This is a genomic window from Flavobacterium sp. WC2430, assembly GCF_040822075.1.
Classification (GTDB): domain Bacteria; phylum Bacteroidota; class Bacteroidia; order Flavobacteriales; family Flavobacteriaceae; genus Flavobacterium.
In genome coordinates this window covers 1,105,943-1,126,048 of record NZ_CP162007.1, presented here as the reverse complement: position 1 = coordinate 1,126,048, position 20,106 = coordinate 1,105,943, and the positions used below count along the sequence as shown (strand labels likewise).

The 20,106-nt window shown below is 34.6% G+C and carries 13 protein-coding genes; 5 read left to right on the top strand and 8 right to left on the bottom strand.

The annotated features are described in order from the left end of the window. Positions 1-372 precede the first annotated feature (372 nt). Together AB3G36_RS04840 and AB3G36_RS04835 are read left to right on the top strand one after the other, a co-directional pair. Positions 373-1,173: a TIGR00266 family protein gene (locus AB3G36_RS04840; RefSeq protein ID WP_367756569.1), complete on the top strand. Its 801-nt coding sequence runs from the start codon at positions 373-375 to the stop codon at positions 1,171-1,173. 254 nt (positions 1,174-1,427) lie between these two features. Continuing rightward, a complete protein-coding gene (locus AB3G36_RS04835; RefSeq protein ID WP_367756567.1) occupies positions 1,428-2,210 on the top strand; it encodes an alpha/beta fold hydrolase in 783 nt (260 codons plus the stop codon). A 33-nt stretch (positions 2,211-2,243) separates the two neighbouring features. On the opposite strand, the gene AB3G36_RS04830 is transcribed toward AB3G36_RS04835, so the two are convergent. From AB3G36_RS04830 to AB3G36_RS04805, 6 genes are all read right to left on the bottom strand, one after another. After that, positions 2,244-5,006 (bottom strand): PD-(D/E)XK nuclease family protein, encoded by a 2,763-nt coding sequence (locus tag AB3G36_RS04830; RefSeq protein WP_367756565.1) that lies wholly within the window; start codon positions 5,004-5,006, stop codon positions 2,244-2,246. 63 nt (positions 5,007-5,069) lie between these two features. Continuing rightward, positions 5,070-6,503, bottom strand: a complete 1,434-nt coding sequence (locus tag AB3G36_RS04825; protein WP_367756563.1) for an OmpA family protein — start codon at positions 6,501-6,503, stop codon at positions 5,070-5,072. 133 nt (positions 6,504-6,636) lie between these two features. Continuing rightward, on the bottom strand, positions 6,637-7,830 hold the full coding sequence (gene kbl, locus AB3G36_RS04820; RefSeq protein ID WP_367756561.1) for a glycine C-acetyltransferase: 1,194 nt from the start codon (positions 7,828-7,830) through the stop codon (positions 6,637-6,639). A gap of 48 nt (positions 7,831-7,878) precedes the next feature. After that, positions 7,879-11,040 (bottom strand): UvrD-helicase domain-containing protein, encoded by a 3,162-nt coding sequence (locus AB3G36_RS04815; protein WP_367756559.1) that lies wholly within the window; start codon positions 11,038-11,040, stop codon positions 7,879-7,881. A 371-nt stretch (positions 11,041-11,411) separates the two neighbouring features. Further along, positions 11,412-11,951 carry a hypothetical protein gene (locus AB3G36_RS04810; RefSeq protein ID WP_367756557.1) on the bottom strand — a complete coding sequence of 180 codons (540 nt, stop codon included), beginning with the start codon at positions 11,949-11,951 and terminating at the stop codon, positions 11,412-11,414. Between the two features lie 71 nt (positions 11,952-12,022). Beyond that, positions 12,023-13,597, bottom strand: coding sequence for a T9SS type A sorting domain-containing protein (locus AB3G36_RS04805; RefSeq protein ID WP_367756555.1), 1,575 nt, complete (start codon positions 13,595-13,597; stop codon positions 12,023-12,025). Positions 13,598-14,305: 708 nt separating this feature from the next. On the opposite strand from AB3G36_RS04805, the gene rbfA reads away from it, so the two are divergent. Next, the gene (gene rbfA, locus AB3G36_RS04800) at positions 14,306-14,698 is read left to right on the top strand and encodes a 30S ribosome-binding factor RbfA (RefSeq protein ID WP_367756553.1); all 393 of its coding nucleotides are present in this window, start codon (positions 14,306-14,308) and stop codon (positions 14,696-14,698) included. 3 nt (positions 14,699-14,701) lie between these two features. Next, on the top strand, positions 14,702-15,901 hold the full coding sequence (locus AB3G36_RS04795) for an ABC transporter permease (protein ID WP_367756551.1): 1,200 nt from the start codon (positions 14,702-14,704) through the stop codon (positions 15,899-15,901). A 94-nt stretch (positions 15,902-15,995) separates the two neighbouring features. Here the strand turns inward: AB3G36_RS04795 and dusB are convergent, their stop codons facing one another. Beyond that, the gene (dusB, locus tag AB3G36_RS04790) at positions 15,996-16,988 is read right to left on the bottom strand and encodes a tRNA dihydrouridine synthase DusB (protein WP_367756549.1); all 993 of its coding nucleotides are present in this window, start codon (positions 16,986-16,988) and stop codon (positions 15,996-15,998) included. Between the two features lie 268 nt (positions 16,989-17,256). Between dusB and lepA the strand changes: the two genes are divergently transcribed. After that, positions 17,257-19,053, top strand: coding sequence for a translation elongation factor 4 (lepA, locus tag AB3G36_RS04785; protein WP_367756547.1), 1,797 nt, complete (start codon positions 17,257-17,259; stop codon positions 19,051-19,053). A 78-nt stretch (positions 19,054-19,131) separates the two neighbouring features. Here lepA and AB3G36_RS04780 read toward each other — a convergent pair whose 3' ends face one another. Further along, positions 19,132-20,064, bottom strand: coding sequence for a 1-phosphofructokinase family hexose kinase (locus AB3G36_RS04780; RefSeq protein ID WP_367756545.1), 933 nt, complete (start codon positions 20,062-20,064; stop codon positions 19,132-19,134). Positions 20,065-20,106: the final 42 nt, after the last annotated feature.

Sequence of the window (20,106 nt, the reverse complement as noted above, 5' to 3'; positions counted from 1 at the left end):
AAAAAAAAAGACGGTTCACAGCAATGTGAGCCGTTTTTTTATATTCAAAACCCAAATAAACAAACAACCATTAAACAAATAAACGATTAAACATTTTTTCTTGGGCGCATCCCGCCTCCGTAAACTCCGGCAGGGTCGGGCTGTACGCTTCTAGTCCTCGTCCCTAAAAAACGGGACTGTGGGCTATCCGCTGCCATCCCTTGCGCATTAAAACAACGTTAAATTTTCCAAAACAAGAATTCTAAAATCACCAAAAAATGTAACTTTATCACTCCATTTACGTCTTATAAAAAGAATAAAATACAATGAACCTTAATTCCTTAATGGTTCAAACACATAAATCATCTTTTAAAAATCAATACAATCAAAATTATGACAGCACACGAAATAGATTACCAGATTTTCGGCGAAGAAATGCAGTATGTAGAAATCGAACTGGATCCACAAGAAATTGTAATTGCCGAGGCCGGCAGTTTCATGATGATGGACAATAACATCCAGATGCAAACCATTTTTGGCGACGGATCAAAACAACAATCAGGGATTTTTGACAAGCTCTTAAGTGCAGGAAAAAGAGTCTTAACAGGCGAAAGCATGTTCATGACAGCCTTTATCAATCAGCATCACGGAAAAGGAAAAGTCTCTTTTGCATCACCATATCCAGGTAAAATCCTCCCAATTGATCTAACAGAATTTCAAGGAAAATTCATCTGCCAAAAAAGTTCGTTTTTATGCGCTGCAAAAGGCGTTTCCATTGGCATCGAATTTTCTAAAAAATTAGGTCGCGGCCTTTTTGGTGGGGAAGGTTTCATCATGCAAAAAATAGAAGGAGACGGAATGGCATTTGTACATTCAGGAGGAACGCTAGCCAAAAAAGAATTAAAAGCAGGCGAAGTACTTAAAGTTGACACCGGTTGTATTGTAGGATTCACCAAAGACGTAGATTACGATATCGAGTTCATTGGCGGCATCAAGAATTCCGTTTTTGGAGGTGAAGGATTATTTTATGCCACACTACGTGGTCCTGGAACTGTTTACGTACAATCATTACCCTTCAGCCGACTGGCCGATAGAATCATAGCCTCCGCACCCAAAGCAGGTGGAAACAGCCGTGACGAAGGAAGCTTACTAGGCGGTTTAGGAAATCTATTAGATGGTGATAATCGATTTTAAAAACTAACACTATTCCTCAAACATGTCATACAGACGTAGGAGGCATCTCACTAGTTTCTCCTATTATGTGATTTCTCCTCCGTCGAAATGACAAAATAACGACAGTTGTTAGAATTAGAAACTAAAAACTTACATGAACTTCTATACTTTATATCGTTTAAAAAACCATCTTCCCCCTACTATCCTGAAAACTTATAGGATTTAAACATAATTAAATTACTAATTTTGTAGCTGCTCAAAAACGAAAGTAAAAAGTGAATCACATACAATTCAAAAATACAAGTATTGCCTACTCGGATACTGGAAAAGGAACCGCAATAGTTTTCCTACATGGTTTCTTAGAAAATCAAAAAATGTGGAACAATTACATTCCTGTTTTTTCAAAAAAAAATCGGGTGATTACTATTGACTTATTAGGTCATGGCGAAACAGAATGTTTGGGTTATGTGCATAGTATGGAAGATAATGCTGATGCTGTTCATGCGGTCTTGGCTGAATTACGCATCCGAAAAGCAATATTTGTTGGACATTCTATGGGTGGTTATGTTGCTTTGGCTTTCGCCGAATTATATCCTGACACCGTTAAAGGCCTAGTTCTATTAAATTCTACTGCAAAAGCAGATAGTGAGGAACGAAAATTAAATCGAGACCGTGCCATCAAAGCGGTAAAACAAAGTTATATCAATTTTGTTCGTTTGGCTATTGCCAATTTATTTAGTGAAAACAATCGTGAAAGATTGCTGGATGAAATTGAAAATGTAAAAAAAGAAGCTTTAAAAACACCTTTACAAGCTATTGTGGCATCACTGGAAGGAATGAAAATAAGAGCTGACCGCGAAGTTTTACTGCATCTTACTCCTTATCCAAAAATGTTGATTTTAGGCGAAAAAGATCCTGTTTTAGACTACGAAGAAACCAAAGTTCAAGTTGAAAATACCAATGTAGAATTAATTACTTTTCCTGACGGACACATGTCACATATTGAAAACCAAGAAGAACTGACAGGCGTTTTATTACAATTTTTTAAGAAAATTTAACCAAAAACGTTGTGCCCTTTGTGGTTCAAAAAACTAAACTTTCTCTTCAAAGGCAACATCTACATCCAAAATTTCCTTTAAAAGCAACACAATTTGTTCTAAATAATTAGCCATAATAATATCGTTTATCACATATTCACTGTCTTTTTCCTCTTTAAAATTAAAAGGTAAAAATCCTGATTTTAAATTCTTAAACGAAATTATCCCAGCTTCAATAGGTTTTGAATCCGCTAGTTTTTCATACATGAAAGCATAGGCCAAAACCTGAATGATCTTATCGTTTTTAATTTCTTCAGTTAGTCCTTTCCACGTTTTCAAAGTCACACTCGACTTCTCTACTTTACCCGTTTTATAATCGATAATTCGGATAGTGCCGTTACGCTCTTCGATTCTATCGACATTCCCTTTTATCAATACAGAAAAAGGCAAGCTTGGGTGCGTTAACGTCCGTTCAAAAGTTTGTTCTAAGGCAATGATTTTGATCGCATCACCTGCTTTGATACTTTCTAACTCTACTTTTAAGAAATTAGAAACATTTCGTTTAGCTACTTCAAAAGCGAGTAGATTTCGCCCTTTTTTAATATCTCCTTCTTTGTATATGGCCTTGAATTGTTTGAGTACTTCAGCATCTATTTGCTTAAAGCAATTTTGAATATCATGTTCGGCTATGAATTTACCAATAAAAGGCTCATACAACACTTTTAAGGTTTCGTGAATAATAGTTCCTAACGTATTCAACGCAATATTTTCTTCAACTTCTTCGACTTCGCGAATGCGCAAAATCTTCTGAAAATAAAACTGAATCGGATTCCTGATATAGCTTGTCAATGCCGAAGGTGAAAAACCAACAGTGGCAATTTCCTTTAATCGCGTCATCACTGCTTCCGATTTTTGAATCTTCATTGGCGTATAAGCCGTTTCAGGTAGCACAGCATTGTATATTTCGTGCGTAAGATTATGATTGCGTTGCTTCTCCACTTCTAGCTGTGTAATAAAACGGCTTTTTTCACCTGCATCCAGTCCTTCACTTTCGGTGTTATACAGCAAATAGATGTTTTTTGCACGTTGCAGTAAATGATAAAAGTGATAGGTATAGATCGCATCTTTTTCTTTGAAAGTAGGCAATCCTAATTCACGTTTCACATCATACGGAATAAAAGAATTTTGTGATTTTCCCGCTGGAAATTTCCCTTCATTCATAGAAGTAACAATTACGGTATCAAAATCCAAAACCCGACTTTCAAGGACACCCATGATTTGTAAACCATTGAGTGGTTCTCCTTCAAATGAAACCTCCGCCAAATCAATTACTTGTTTGTAAATAGCATGTAAAGTGTCTATCTTGTCAATATGTTCGTGTTGAGAATAATAATTGATCAATTTATTGATGACCTTAAAAATAGCAAAAACAAAGGCTTTTGTAATTTTTTCTTCTTCATTATCATTACTCAAGTTGTTCTTAATGGTCAGTAATAAACTGGAAATAGTATCTAAAACTGCAATTGACCCTTGCTCCCATTTTTTAAATAATAGTAGAAACAAATCCGTAGGTTCAGGATTTAATTCCATCACCTTTTGATGGGTAATAAATGTATAGTTATTTTGATTGATGATAGTAACCAATCCTGATGTTTTGGCATAGGGTTCCACTAATGGATGTGTCAAAATATCCAAGACATCTTTGTAATACAACACATAATTTTTAGCATTACGAGACAGGGCATTGGTGTGCATCTTGAAAAGCTTTGCAATCAAAATTTGAGCTGGATTGTTTTTACTCGAATACCCCATGGTAATATTCAAAGCACCAACGGTTGAGGGTAGTGAATACAAAAGGGGAACTAACACATTTTCTTCACCAAGAATAACTGCTACTTTATCAAGTGAAGCTGAAGGGTTCTCGTTGATAATTTTTTCAATTATACTCCCAGTAATTTTGGCTTGACCAATGGTTTTGGGAGTACCAATAACGTGAATGTTTTTGGTTTGCGAAAAATCATTTACAATCCATTCAAAAGGATTAAATTTATAATGTTTCCAGTTCGCTTTAAATCGTCTTAAAAATAGCCCTGCATCGTGATACGGATCATTTAGAAAGGTTTGATCTGCGTCCCAATATATTTTGGCTTGATCAGCAGCAATAAGGTGTTGAATAATTTTTTCTTCAGAAGCATTTAAGGCATTAAAGCCTGCAAAAACGTAATGCTTATCGGTGATTGTTTTCGAAAAATGAATAAGATTTTCTACTGCTTGACGGTAAATTAAACCTTGATAGCCTATCCCTTTTTTTAGCAAATGAGCATATAATGATTGGTAGTAATTGGGCAGTAATTTCCAGAAGTCAATGTAGTTCTCTAGTAGTTGGGTTTTGTTCTCTACCTCTATTCCCCATTTTTTGATATCCTCAATGTCTTTTAGGTAAGACAAAACATGAGTAGGATCTAATAAATAACGGTCAATTTCATTGAAGTCTTGCAAAAGCATTTTGGCCCAATTTGCAAATAACTCAAAGGACTGTTGGCTTGAATTTTCGGTAACTGACAAATAAACTTCATAGAATTCAAACAATAATTCAATAGGATCTACCGTACGAATAGCCGCAATATCTTGAATAAAATCCTCAATACTAATAATCTCTGGAGAAAGTACATTAGAGCTTACTTGTTTTTTTAAGGCTTCGATTAAGAATATCTTGGCTCTTTTATTAGGTAAGACTACTATTGTATTCGATAATTTATCGGAATAATCTTGAATTAAAACATGTGCAATTTTATCTAAAAAAGAAGTATTTATCATTTCATAAAAATAAAAAAACGCCCCGATAAATCGAGGCGTTTTCTATAATTATTTTAGAAAAAATTATTCTTTGATTAAAGAAACTTCAACTCTTCTGTTGTTAGCTTTTCCTTTAGCAGTTTTGTTAGTATCAATTGGTTTAGTTTCACCAAAACCAGTAGATTTTAATCTATCAGTAGCAATACCGTTTTCGATTAAGTAATTTTTAACCGCTGCAGCTCTGTTTTCAGATAAAGTTTGGTTTAATGCATTACTACCATCACTATCAGTATGCCCTTCAATCATAAAGTTTGAGTTTGGGTATTCTTTTAAGATATCAGTAATAGATTGTAAAACTGTATAAGATTGTTTCTTGAAAGTAGATTTTCCAGAATCAAACAAAATTGTTTTACCATATTCGTTTAATTGTTTCATAACTTCTGCAGAAACTTCAGGACAACCTTTGTTAGCAACAGTTCCTTTTACAGTAGGACATTTATCATCTTTGTCTAATACTCCATCTCCATCAGTATCTGGCCAAGGACAACCTGCGTTTTCTTTTGGACCTGCAACAGTAGGACATTTATCATCTTTATCAGTAATTCCATCACCATCAGCATCTGGACATCCTTTTAAAGCAGCTAAACCAAATACATCTGGACAAGCATCATCTTTATCAGCGATACCATCTCCGTCAGTGTCAGGACATCCGTTTAATGCAGCTAAACCAAATACATCTGGACAAGCATCATTTCCGTCAATAATTCCGTCTCCATCAGTATCAGGACAACCATTGAATTGTTTTAAACCAGCAACTTCTGGACAAGCATCATCTTTATCGTAAATTCCATCTCCATCAGTATCTTTTCCTCCAAATTTGAAAGTAAGACCCGCGGTATGTTGGAAGTGAGATGGAGCATCAGGAGTACCTGAAGCATCTTCTCTATCACCAAATGATTTTTTATAGCTTGTTTCAAATGACAAACCTATGTTTTCAGTAAACCATAAAGTTAATCCAGCACCTGGATTTACAGTACCATAACTACTATCTCCAAAGAAAGTATAACCTCCACCAACGTGTAACGAAGGATCGATAACTTTAGAGTTAATTAAGCTCATGAAGCTATATTTAACCGTTGCGTCAATACCATAATACATTAAATCTCCAGGATTAGAAACAACCATTCCACGAGAATCATGACCTGTTGCAGTAGGGTCAAATTTTACATATTTTTCAATTTTATTCACAGATCCTTGAACACCAAAAGAGAAATTATCTCCTAGGTATTTAGATATACCAATGTAAGATACAGAAGGAAGAACATTCCAATTATCTTTAACAGCAAATGGCTGAGAAAAATGTTGATCCAACCATCCATTTCCACCACCAGCACTTGTTCTAGTGTCTACGGCATTAACTCCAAAAGAGATAGCCCACGGGTTGTTACTGTCTTGTGCGTGAGAGCTTAACCCCATCACCATCATTGCAGCAACTAAAATTTTGTTAAGATGTTTCATACTTAATTTATTTAATTACAATTTAGTTAATTACAAACAAAAGTAATGCGATATTTATTAATTACAAAACTAAATGTTAAAAAAAACCCTTTAAAATCACAAAAAGTGGCAATTTCATAACTTTCAATAATAATTATACAACATCTAATAAACGTCCAACCTCAATGAAAGCTGAAATCGCCTTATCTAAATGTTCCTTTGTATGTGCTGCAGATAGCTGAACACGAATTCTTGCTTTATCCTTAGGAACTACAGGGAAAAAAAATCCAATTACATAAATTCCTTTTTTCAATAATTCGTCCGCCATTGCCTGTGACAACTTAGCATCATATAACATAACTGGTACAATAGCCGAATCACCTTCTACAATGTCAAATCCGGCTTTTTTCATTCCGGCTTTAAAGTAATTCGTATTCCATTCTAATTGATCTCTTAAAGTAGTGTCTTTTTCTAAAAGCTCAAAAACTTTAATTGACGCCCCTACAATTGCTGGAGCTAATGAATTAGAGAATAAATACGGTCTTGAACGTTGACGCAACAATTCGATTATTTCTTTTTTAGCTGTAGTATAACCTCCCATGGCTCCACCTAAAGCTTTTCCAAGAGTTCCTGTTATAATATCTACCCTTCCCATTACTCCTTTTGCTTCAAGCGTACCTTTACCAGTTGCTCCAATAAATCCTGCTGCATGACATTCGTCAACCATTACCATTGCATCATATTTATCAGCGAGGTCACAAATTTTATCTAATGGCGCTACAACTCCATCCATTGAGAAAACTCCATCAGTTACAATTATCTTAAAACGACTTCCCGCTTCATTTGCTTTGATTAATTGTTGTTCTAGGTCTTCCATGTTACTGTTTTCATAACGGTAGCGCGATGCTTTACACAAACGAACTCCATCAATAATAGAAGCATGATTCAAACTATCTGAGATTATTGCATCTCCTTCTCCTAATAAAGGTTCAAAAACTCCACCATTAGCATCAAAAGCAGCCGCATACAAAATCGTATCTTCTGTACCGTAAAATTCCGAGATTTTTCTTTCTAATGTTTTGTGAATATCTTGTGTCCCACAAATAAAACGTACAGATGACATTCCGAAACCATGTGTATCCATAGCATCTTTCGCAGCTTGTATCACTTCTGGATGAGATGACAAGCCTAAATAATTATTGGCACAAAAATTTAAAACTGTTTCACCTGTAGAAATCGTAATTTCTGCTCCTTGTGGAGAAGTAATGATTCTTTCTTTTTTAAATATCCCGTTATCTTCTATTGTTTGTAATTCGTTTTGAAGATGTTCTTTTATCTTTCCGTACATTTTTTATCTTTTTATAAGTTTGGATTTTGCGAATAATTCATTTTTAAGCTACAAATTTACTACATCGATTTCTTTTCCGATGTAAATCAATGATTTTTTTACGACTTTATAACCCATTAACTCAATTGCATATTGATAATTTTCTAATTGCTTTTGATATTTTGCATTATGCCCCCCCGTTTTATAATCTAATAAATAGACTTCATTGTTATTATTCACTACCATACGGTCCGGTTTTATCGTACTTCCTTCTTTTTGAATAATAGTTTGTTCATTCAAAATGATATTCCCTTCAGCAAAAAAGAATTCCAATTCCTTATGATTAACAATATCCTGGATGGTTTGGTAGACCAACTCTTTTTGTCCAAAATTGATCAATCCGTTTTCAATCGCTTTCTCGACAGCCAAAACGACATCTCCTTTAGTTTTCACAAATGATAAAATTTCGTGTACGACATTTCCATACTCAATGGACTCTTGTTGATGCGTCCCCCACATTAATGCTTCTCGTTGGGCAATTTTTATATTCTTAGGATTTAAGGTTTCTGCTACGACTTCAATCTTTTTAGAAGCATCTACATGTTTTGAAGCGGATGACAGTTTTAACGGACTTCCAAATTCATATTCGAATTTCTCTGGTTCAAAACAATCTTTGCTATCTAAATAATTGATAAAGAAAGTCGACATATTATTCGTCTTCACCTCGCCTTTACTCGATAAATTCATATTCGAAATAATATACAACTGCTCCTCTGCACGCGTTAAAGCCACGTACAGAACATTAATATTATCCAGTAATTCTTCTTGCTTCTTTTGGTCGTAAACCATTTTTGCCTCTTCACCAAAACCCTCTACAGCCGCACTATTGTCAATTAAAACTTTAGGTAAACCAAAATCCATCTCGGCAGCTTCTAACCATAATTTATCTTTTGGTTTCCTACTGTAATCTTCCTCTGCAAAAGGCATAATCACTACTGGAAATTCCAGTCCTTTTGATTTATGAATGGTCATAATACGTACCGCGTTATTCCCTTCTGGTGACGGAATACTAAACTTCTCAGCGTTCTTATCCCAGAAATTCAAGAAATCAGCAATTCCTGCTTGATTACGAACATCACGTTCTAAAACGATATCAAGAAAATACTGCACATACGCTCCACCGCCTTTGGCGAGCTCTGGCGACAAAAATTTTGAAATCACAATTTCTACAGCCTCATACAATGATTTTTTTCGAATGTTTTGAAACGAAAGCGAGATATCAAAACTCGTGAGCCAATTCTCAAAATCCACTTCGTTTTTTTGTTCCATACCTTGGGCGATGAAATCATGAACCGCTAATTTATCTTGAACGTGCTCTGCGATGTAATGCAGAAAATACGCTTTTGCCTCTAAGTCAGCGTTATTTTTTAAGTATTTTAATAGGTGAATGATCAAGCGTACTTCAGTTGCGTTTTGAATCATCAAGGTTTCTGATGACAAAAGCGGAATGTTTTGCTCTGTCAAATAATTCGCAATCGCAATTCCTTGACTTCGTTTTCGAGTCAGAATCACAATGTCTTTGTATTGAAAGCCTTGTTTTAACGTTTTTTGAATCGTATTTAAGGTTGCCAAAACATACAAATCCGTTTTATCCAAAGTTTCTTCATCATCTTCCGAAGTTTCTACTTTTGGAATAAAAGAAATATTTACATAGCCACCAGTTTTATCATTCGTTTTTTGATGGCTATGATTTTCATACAAATCTTTATAATCCAAATGCTCGAATTCATTGGATAACAATTTGAAAAAATCATTGTTGAATTTGATTATCTGCGAATAAGACCGATAATTTTTATCTAAATGTTCGAGTCTTTTATCGGGATTATTGAACGGATTTTGGTCTTTACTCAATTCAATAAATTGTTCCGCTTTTCCGCCACGCCATCTGTAAATGGATTGTTTTGGATCTCCCACAATCATCAAAGTTCCTTTTACACCAAAATCATCCTGACCTGAAAGTGCATTATCAATCAGTGGAATCAGGTTCTGCCATTGCATTTCGGAAGTATCCTGAAATTCATCAATGAAAAAATGACGGTAGCGTTCTCCCAATCGTTCATATATAAAAGGAGCAGGTTGGTTTTGAATTTCCCGATGGATAATTGCATTAAATTCCGAGATGGAAAGTACATTTTGTTCTTCCTGAATCTTGGCTAATTCATTACTCACCGTGTTCAATAAAGAAAGTGGCGTGATATTTTTAAGAAAGGCTTTGTAAAAATCTCTTTTTTCGAAATTTGTATAAATCGTTGCTAGAATCTGGATTAACTCTGGAATTAGATTTTCTATTAAAGCACGATCTTTTGCCGTTTTATTGATTGCAATATCATCAAACTCATGAAACATTTTATTCTTAGGATTGAATTTCCCTTGCTGAATACTATTAATGTGATTTGGAAAAGTGCCTCTAGAAAAGGATTTGGTGTCAATCCCGTTTTTATCAATTAAGGTCAATGCTTCTTCAGCAAAAACAATAGTTTGCTTTTCTAAATCTTTGCACGCTTCAGACAGTTTGTTTTTTATTTCGACAAATTCAGTGATGGATTTATCTTGAAAATGCGTGATTTCGTTTCTATTATTTTCGTTTAAAACCAACCGACCGGTTTCGAGAATTTCACGAGAAATATCCCAAGATTTGTCATCATCGGTTTTTTCCATCGTGAAATCGATGAGCAATTTAGTTAATGTTTCATCTTCTCCGGCTTGGGCGATGATGGCATCAACAGCTTCTACAAGCAGATTTTCGGTATCCAAAGTAACTTCAAACGTCATAGGTAAATTCAAATCATGTGCAAAAGCGCGAATCACTTTGTGCGTAAATTTATCAATCGTAGAAATATCAAAAGCGGCATAATTGTGAATAATATGCTTGATGATTTGCTGTGATTTGGTTTTGATTTCAATGATAGATAATTCCGTATCAATTGCCAAATCCTGCATTAAATCTTGCGCTTTATTGCTTGGTTCTTCTTTGGCAAATTCAGAAAGACTGCCTACGATTCGGCTTTTCATTTCGTGTACCGCTTTGTTGGTAAACGTAATGGCGAGAATGTTGCGATAGGCATCATTTTTTTTGGCAACAAGAATTATTTTTAAATATTCTTTGACAAGTGCGTAGGTTTTTCCGGAACCTGCCGATGCGTCGTATATGGAGAATGAAGGTCTTTGCATATTGATTTTTGTTTAATCATCATTAAATGTAATACAAAGATTTATAACTTTCTATTGTTTTATAATCTTAATCATGTAAGCCAATAAATTCAACAAAAAAACCTTTGGACTTAGCCTTAGCCAAAGGTTTTTTATAATATTGAAATGTCAGACCAAATTTAAAAAACAAAAAAACTTAAACTTTTAATCATTTTTACTGATTTGTAATCGGTTTCGTTTAACCCAGTTTTTATTGTTGGTGCTGCGCGCATAAATAACACGTAGCTGTTGCCAAATGCTTTTGTGGTTATTTATTAGGATGATAATTTTATCTTTTTATTGCATAGCTTATTCCAAATAATAAAAATTTATGTTTTACGTTTTTAATTATTTCATTCTTTCTCTAAATGTATTTGAAAACCAACATTTAAATATATGGATCGATTTTCAATGTTTGGATTAAGTTTTTGAGTTGAATAATTTAATGCAACTTCAATACCAACACTACTATTCACAAAGAAAACAGTCCCCGCTTTAATTAAAAATGTATCTGATTTAAAATTGCTACGATGTAATCTTACAATTTCATAACGTACTTCCGAAAAAATATTTATTTGCTTTTCTTTTCCTAAAAAGTAATATCTAATAAATGGGGATATATTATTTGAACTTATGGAGTGGTCACCTCCTTTCGGAAAAATATAACTGAATTGGCCAGCCGCGCCGATAGCTAGTTTATCAATGAAAAAATATCCAATATTTGGTGCAATTCCTAAAGAAGTTGAAGATTCAGTAGTACTTCCACCAATTGTTGATTTAGAGCTTGACAATCCTGCAGTACCCCCCATCATCCAGTTTCCTTTGTTTATTTGAGCATTTGAAGCAACTGCAACTAATAAAGTTGCGATGAATAAAATTTTATTGATTTTCATTTTTTTGTTGATTTAAGTTATTGTAAAAAAAAACAATTGCATTGCCTGTAGACAATGCAATTGAAGTTATTTTATTTGTTTAAAATGATTTTCCCTGTAAAAATGTTAGTATCTGTAATCACTTTGAGAACGTAAATACCTGATTTTAATTTTTGTGAAAGTTCAATTTGTAATTCAGTTTGATTGTCAAATTTTGCTTCTTGCACTAAAATCCCATTTATATCAAATATTTGATAATTACCCGAATAGTTATCAGGCAGCATAGCATTGATATTGCCGTTTGTTGGGTTCGGGGTTATAAGTAAGGTAGCAGCCAAAATCTCAGTAGATTCAACTTTAACACTTGTTACTGACTTGCCTTTTGAGGATAATTTGGCACTAGGAGTACAAGGAGCAGGAGGATAAACAGTAAACGTTTTACTGCTTGACAAACCAGTACACAGATTTTTATTAGATACAGTAACCGTTGTAGGTCTGCCATTTCTATAATGCAATTCATCCCCTGGGCCCCAAAGAAATTCAGGAGAAACAGTAGTTATTCCATTGTTAAAGCCATTTGTGCTTACAAATGACAAATCGAATATTTCCGCAGTACATATTGAACCACCATTTGAAGATGTTACAGTAAAATAACCCTGAGGAGTTGGAGCAGTTGTGCTGTCTAAAATTTTAAATAAAATTGAAGGAGTTGTTGCTATACAACCACCAATAAAAGAAACTTCGGCATAAATATTTATTGAACTCCCTGTTGCAATCGCACTAGTAGGGGTTATAGTTGGTGTTAATGTATTTTGACCAGAGATAGTACAATTTGGAGCCACCCAATTAATGCTTGAAATTCCGCATTGAGTAGGAATAATCATTTGCAACCCACCACTTCCTTTGCATATATAATCATAGGGTGGAGTGGTACTATAATTTGGAGTAAATGAGGCTGTTCTATTTGTTTTTGGGATTGTATTGGATTTTGATTTTTGATACATAATACTTCCATTACTTCTCGAAACAACACAATCTACTGTAACAAGAGCTTGTAATGGATCTGGGCTAACTGTAATTGTCGGAGAACCTTGACCTGAAATTATAGTAGCCCCTGAAATTAACCAAACAAATTTATTGGCAGTTCCATAATTTGAAGCTTGTATAGAAACATTGTTTGAACAGCAACCCAAAATCGTCGGAGAAGAAATTGTTGGTGCAAAAATTCGATTAATATTTACGGTGTAGGTCAAAGGATGAATTCTACTTCCAGTAGGATAAGTATTGCCTAAAGCATCAACTGCATAATAACTAACATTTGCAACAATAGAAATGTTGGAGGTCAAAGAATTTGAATTATCTTCCCATCGAATTGGGAAATTTATACTTTGTGATTGGCCAATACTGTAAGTGTTTAAAGATTGTGAGTTATTACTATACGAGCCATATCCAGAATTATTCATATTAGAACTTCCGTCATTAATAAACCAAGAGGTTAATTTATATGAGCTACTACCAGCAGGATAATCGGATGATTTAGGCATAAAAGTAAAACTAAATTGATTATTCAAACCTACTTCGACACTCGATGGTGCGTTTACTGTTATTTGTGACCAAGTAAAATTAGTGAATATTACACTAAAACATAAAAAGATAATTTTTTTCATTTCATTGATTTTTGGACTGCCTACTATCTTTTTGGGCATCTGTTCGGCTAATTTTCCCCGCTACAATTTACCGTTATCGAATGTTAGAATACTAACCGTTCCTTACATTTCTTGAATAAATCAAAGGTTTTCAAGTCTTTTTTCAGGTAACGTTTCTCAAAGGTATCTAATAACTCTAATCCTCTCACAAATCTACCATAGAAAAAATCGATTACTTTACGGTTTTCCTCATTTGGGCAAATAAATTTACGATGAGCAGATACAAAACAAATTTTGACTTGTCGTAAATGATAATTAAAATTTGGAAAAATCAAAACAAATACAAGTTGGCAAACGCAATTTTGAGAAAAGTAATAGGTCTAGATTAGAAGCTGGCAGAGCAAATGCAACTCTTTCTACCTTGTGAATAATGTCAAAAGCCTTGAAAATAAATACAATCGAATTATTCAAGTTTAACGATTAATAGTGCTTTTGAAACTCGTAAATTTTCATTCAAAAACCTAAATTTATTTTCTTCCCAAATCCCCTAGGCCCTGATAGAAGTGGAAATCCTTTTATAAAGCTGGAAGCCTTTTGAATGCTTTCAGCTTTATAAAAGATTGCAAAGAACAGCAGGAAATAGCTCCTACAAACACAACTATTTTTAGGTTACTTTTAAAATTTGTCCCGAAACTTCGGGATAAAACTTAAAAGTAGTATTTTTGCAGCATGGAAACAAATAGACAGAAAAAAATAGGTGGGGTTATCCAAAAAGATTTGGTTGATATTCTCCAAGGTGAAGTGAGAAAAAACGGAGTAGCTAATTTAATCATTTCGGTATCCAAGGTTACGGTAACTACAGATTTATCAGTAGCTACAGTGCATTTAAGCGTTTTCCCTCAGGACAAAGCCAAAGAAATCTTAGAGGCGGTTAAGTCCAATGCTAAAAACATAAAACATGATTTATCGCAACGAGTGCGTTTGCAATTAAGAAAAGTTCCCAATTTGGTTTTCTTTATTGACGACTCTTTAGACTACATTGAAAAAATTGACAATGCGTTAGCCAATAGAGATAATCCTATAGAAAATAGAGATCTTTTGGACAAACGCAGATTCCAATAAAATTTGAATTTTCCCCTTTACATAGCCAAACGCTACATTCTTAGCAATAGTAAAAATAATGCTATCAATATCATCAATCGAATTGCCAGCATGGGAATTATTGTTGGCGCAATGGCTTTGTTTGTGGTTTTGTCCGTTTTTAGTGGGCTGAAAGTTTTTAGCCTTTCGTTTACCAATGATATTGATCCCGATTTAAAAATAAGTAGCACTTTAGGGAAATCATTTTTTGTTACTCCAGAACAAGAAAACCAAATCAAAAAAATAGAAGGCGTTGTTTCTTATTCTAAAATAATAGAAGAGCGCGTTTTGTTTGTTTTTGATGACAAGCAAGAAGTAACCTATTTGAAAGGCGTCGACCAAAACTTTAGTAAAGTCAACGACATCAAAAAAACACTTTACAATGGGCAATGGATTGAGCCTAATACAAATCAAGTAGTGGTAGGTTATGGCATTGCTCAAAAATTTTCGATGGGCTTGCTTGATTATAACAAAACCCTAGAAGTTCTAGTTCCAAAACCTGGAAAAGGAACAATTGAAAATGCGGAACAAGCTTTTAACAAAAGTGAAGTTTTCCCTATTGGCATTTACGCTATCAGCGAAGATCTAGATTCTAAATATGTTTTTTCTGATTTAGGTCTAGCCCAAGAATTATTGGAATACAAAAACAATCAGATTTCTGGCATAGAAATTAAAGAAAAAACTGGAGCCGATGAAAATGCGATTATAGACAAACTACAATCTATTTTCAACAATAAAATAACTGTAAAGAATCGAGCACAACTCAATGAATCCTTATATAAAATGTTGAACACTGAGAATATCGCAGTATATTTAATATTTACTTTAGTAATAGTGGTAGCTCTTTTCAACCTCATTGGTGCATTGATTATGATGATTCTAGACAAAAAAGGAAATTTGAAAACCCTTTTTAATTTAGGAACTGAAATAAAAGATTTGAGAAAAATATTTTTACTTCAAGGTACTTTATTGAGCGTTTTTGGCGGAATAATCGGATTAGTTTTAGGAATAATTATCGTTTTACTGCAACAACACTTCCAACTCGTTATGATTACTCCTACACTGGCTTATCCTGTCATTTTCTCTCTTGAAAATGTGTTAATTGTGATGGGGACAATAGTTACGCTTGGCTTTATTGCTTCATTGATTGCTAGTAGCCGAGTAAGTAAAAAGTTATTGGATTAAGATTTCAGATGTAAATAGAAAAATTCCACTAATTTATACAAATCAATTTGTGTAAATTAGTGGAATTCGTGTTTAACTATTTTATCAAAAATTTCTACACCACTTCATAACCAGCATATGCTTGCTCTATGTTATTTAAAATAGCAAACAATTCGGCAGGATTATCTTGTGTAACTAATTGTTGTTTGAAGGGTTTAAAAGAGTGAATTCCTTTAAAGTAATTAGTATAATGAGGACGGGTTTCAACAATTCCCAATCGCTCTCCTTTCCATTCCATTGCCCAGGTTAAGTGATTGCGCACGGCTTCTACTCTATCAGCAACTGTAGGTTTAGCTAAATGCTCCCCTGTTTTGAAGTAATGTTTGATTTCGTTGAAAATCCAAGGATACCCAATCGCGGCACGACCAATCATGATTCCGTCGATACCGTATTCATTTTTATATTGCAATGCTTTTTCTGGACTGTCGATATCTCCGTTACCAAAAATAGGCATGGTGATTCTAGGGTTGTTTTTTACTCGGGCGATGTGCGACCAGTCCGAATGGCCTTTATACATTTGGGCACGAGTTCTAGCGTGAATACTCAAAGCAGCAACACCAATATCTTGCAAACGCTCTGCCACCTCATCTATATTAATCGAATTGTCATCCCAACCCAAACGCGTTTTTACCGTTACTGGTAAATGAGTACTGTCAATAACGGCTTTCGTCAAGCGTATCATCAAATCCACATCTTTTAAGACTCCGGCACCTGCACCTTTACAAACCACTTTCTTAACTGGACAACCATAATTGATATCAATTAGATCTGGATTTACAGTTGAAACAATTTTAGAAGACAAAGCCATCGCTTCCTCATCACCTCCAAAAATCTGGATTCCAACGGGGCGTTCGTAGTCGAAGATGTCTAATTTCATTCGGCTTTTGATTGCGTCACGAATTAAACCTTCAGAAGAAATAAACTCAGAGTACATCAAATCGGCACCATGCATTTTACACAACCTACGATAAGGTGGGTCACTCACGTCCTCCATAGGAGCGAGAAGTAAAGGGAAATCTGGTAATTCTATGTTGCCAATCTTAATCATCTTCGTTTAATTTTGTGCAAAATTACAACATTTAGATGAATCGCAGAAAGTAGTTATCGAAAAGACTTCTAACTTAACCTATTAGTTTACTAATTCTAGGCTTTGAAGCTATTGATTTTAGCGTATATTTGCAGATTAATTGTCGTTGTTCGACGCTTTTGCGTGAGGGGTAGCAGTGAAAATCCTTTTCCTTTTTTTTAAAGGAAAAGATTGAAACGAATAACCCGACCCTTGTGGTCACGCCCTAAAAAATTGACATAAATAGAAGATGAAACATATAAGGAATTTTTGCATTATTGCACATATTGATCACGGGAAAAGTACACTTGCTGACCGTTTACTTGGTGCTACACAAACAGTAACCGCTCGTCAAGAAAAAGCACAATTGCTTGACAACATGGACTTGGAACGCGAACGCGGGATTACCATAAAAAGTCACGCCATACAAATGGAGTATACCTACAAAGGACAAGAATACATCTTGAACTTGATTGATACTCCGGGACACGTCGATTTTTCTTATGAAGTTTCGAGATCAATCGCTGCTTGTGAAGGTGCGCTTTTGATTGTTGATGCTGCACAAAGTATTCAAGCACAAACGATTTCAAATTTGTATTTGGCTTTAGAGAATGACTTGGAAATTATTCCAGTTTTAAATAAAGTGGATTTACCGAGTGCGAACCCAGAAGAGGTAAGTGACGATATTATTGATTTACTTGGATGTAAATTGGAAGATATTATTCATGCTTCGGGAAAAACAGGTTTTGGTGTCGAAAATATTTTGGCTGCCATTATCGAGAAAATTCCACCTCCATCAGGAAATGTTGACGAACCATTACAGGCATTGATTTTCGACTCTCATTACAATCCTTTTAGAGGTATTGAAGTTATTTTCCGTGTGAAAAATGGACAAATAAAGAAAGGTCAAAAAATTAAATTCATGGCTACTGGCAATGAATATTTTGCAGATGAAATTGGTACTTTAAAATTAAACCAGGTTCCAAAACAAGTGATTTCAGCTGGTGATGTTGGGTATTTAATTTCTGGAATTAAAGAAGCCAAAGAAGTAAAAGTAGGAGATACATTGACGGATGCGAAAAATCCAACAACAAATATAATTACAGGTTTTGAGGATGTAAAACCAATGGTTTTTGCTGGAATTTATCCTGTAGACACTGAGGATTATGAGGAGTTGAGAAACTCAATGGAGAAACTTCAGTTGAATGATGCTTCACTCGTATTTTTACCGGAAAGTTCAGCAGCATTAGGTTTTGGTTTCCGTTGTGGATTCTTAGGAATGTTGCACATGGAAATTATCCAGGAACGTCTAGAACGTGAGTTTAACATGACAGTAATCACTACTGTTCCCAATGTTTCGTACCATGCGTTTACTAAGAAAGATCCAACAACTGTACTTATTGTAAACAATCCTTCCGACTTGCCTGAGCCTTCTCGCTTGGACCATGTTGAAGAGCCTTTTATCAAAGCTACAATCATTACTAAAGCGGATTATGTAGGTAACGTAATGAGTTTGTGTATTGAAAAACGCGGATTGATTACCAATCAAACGTATTTGACTACAGAAAGAGTAGAGTTGACATTTGATATGCCATTAGCAGAGATTGTATTTGATTTTTATGACCGATTGAAAACAGTTTCTAAAGGATACGCATCATTTGACTACACGCCTATTGGGATGCGAACTTCCAACTTGGTTAAAGTAGATATTTTATTGAATGCTACAATTGTGGATGCTTTATCTTCCTTGATGCACGTTGATAATGCTTATTCTATTGGTAAAAAGATGTGTGAAAAATTGAAAGAATTGATTCCGCGTCAACAGTTTGACATTCCTGTTCAAGCGGCTATTGGAGTAAAAGTAATTTCGCGTGAAACCATTAAAGCTTTGCGTAAAGATGTAACTGCCAAATGTTATGGTGGAGATATTTCTCGTAAACGTAAGTTACTTGAAAAACAAAAGAAAGGTAAAAAACGTATGAGATTGGTAGGAAATGTTGAGATTCCGCAAGAAGCGTTTATGGCTGTATTGAAATTGAATGATTAAAAATTATTTTAAATTCTGAATTTTAAATTATAAATGAACCCTGATGATGTAAAAATTATCAGGGTTTTTTATAGAGCATTATTTATCCTGCAACCATACGAACAATCGTTTCGCATCTTCTAATTTAAACAGCTGTGTTCCTTCGTTCATTGTTGCTGCTGAACCGCAAGCTACTCCCCAACGAATTACTTCTTTCAAGCTTTTATTTTGAGACAATGCCCAAACCATTCCTCCTACCATACTGTCTCCAGCACCAACAGTACTTTTCTTAGCAACATTAGGAGCGGGAACATATTCATACACATCTTTAGTGACTAAAACTGCACCCTGAGGACCAAGAGAAACTACCACAATTTCCGCACCACCTTTGGCAATGATTTTTTTGGCAGCTTCGTTTACTTCCTCCATTTCGAGACGCTCCACTCCTATCAATTTTGCTAATTCTCCTACATTCGGTTTAATTAAATAAGCGCCAGTTTCTAATACTTTTTCTAAAGCTTCGCCAGCAGTATCAACAATGAGTTTTGAATTTGATTTTTTTGCGATTTCAGCCATTTTTTGGTAAAAGTCAATAGGTAACCCCTCCCTTAAACTTCCACTTAAAACGAGAAATTTAAATTCAAGTCCTTCTACAACTTGGATAATTTCATTTTTTTCAGTTTCCGTAACTGCAGTTCCAGGAAAATTAAAACGGTATTGCGAATTGGTATTATCATCAACAGCAACAAAACTTTCTCTTGTCCAATTTTTAGTTTCAATAGCTCGAAACGAAATTGACTCTTTATTTAGAATTTCTTTAATAATTTCGCCTGACGGACCGCCAGAAGCCATTACCGCTAAAGAGCTTCCTTCTAAACGAGATATCGCTTTAGAAACGTTTATTCCCCCTCCACCTGCATCATAAAGGGGTGCTTCACATCTTATTTTTTGTTCAGGAACTAATCCCGAAAAATGAGCACTTTTATCCAAAGCGGGGTTTACTGTTAGTGTAATTATATCAAATGATTTCATTGTAAACTTTTTTTAATTATTCTTAAAGATGCGAAAAAAAAT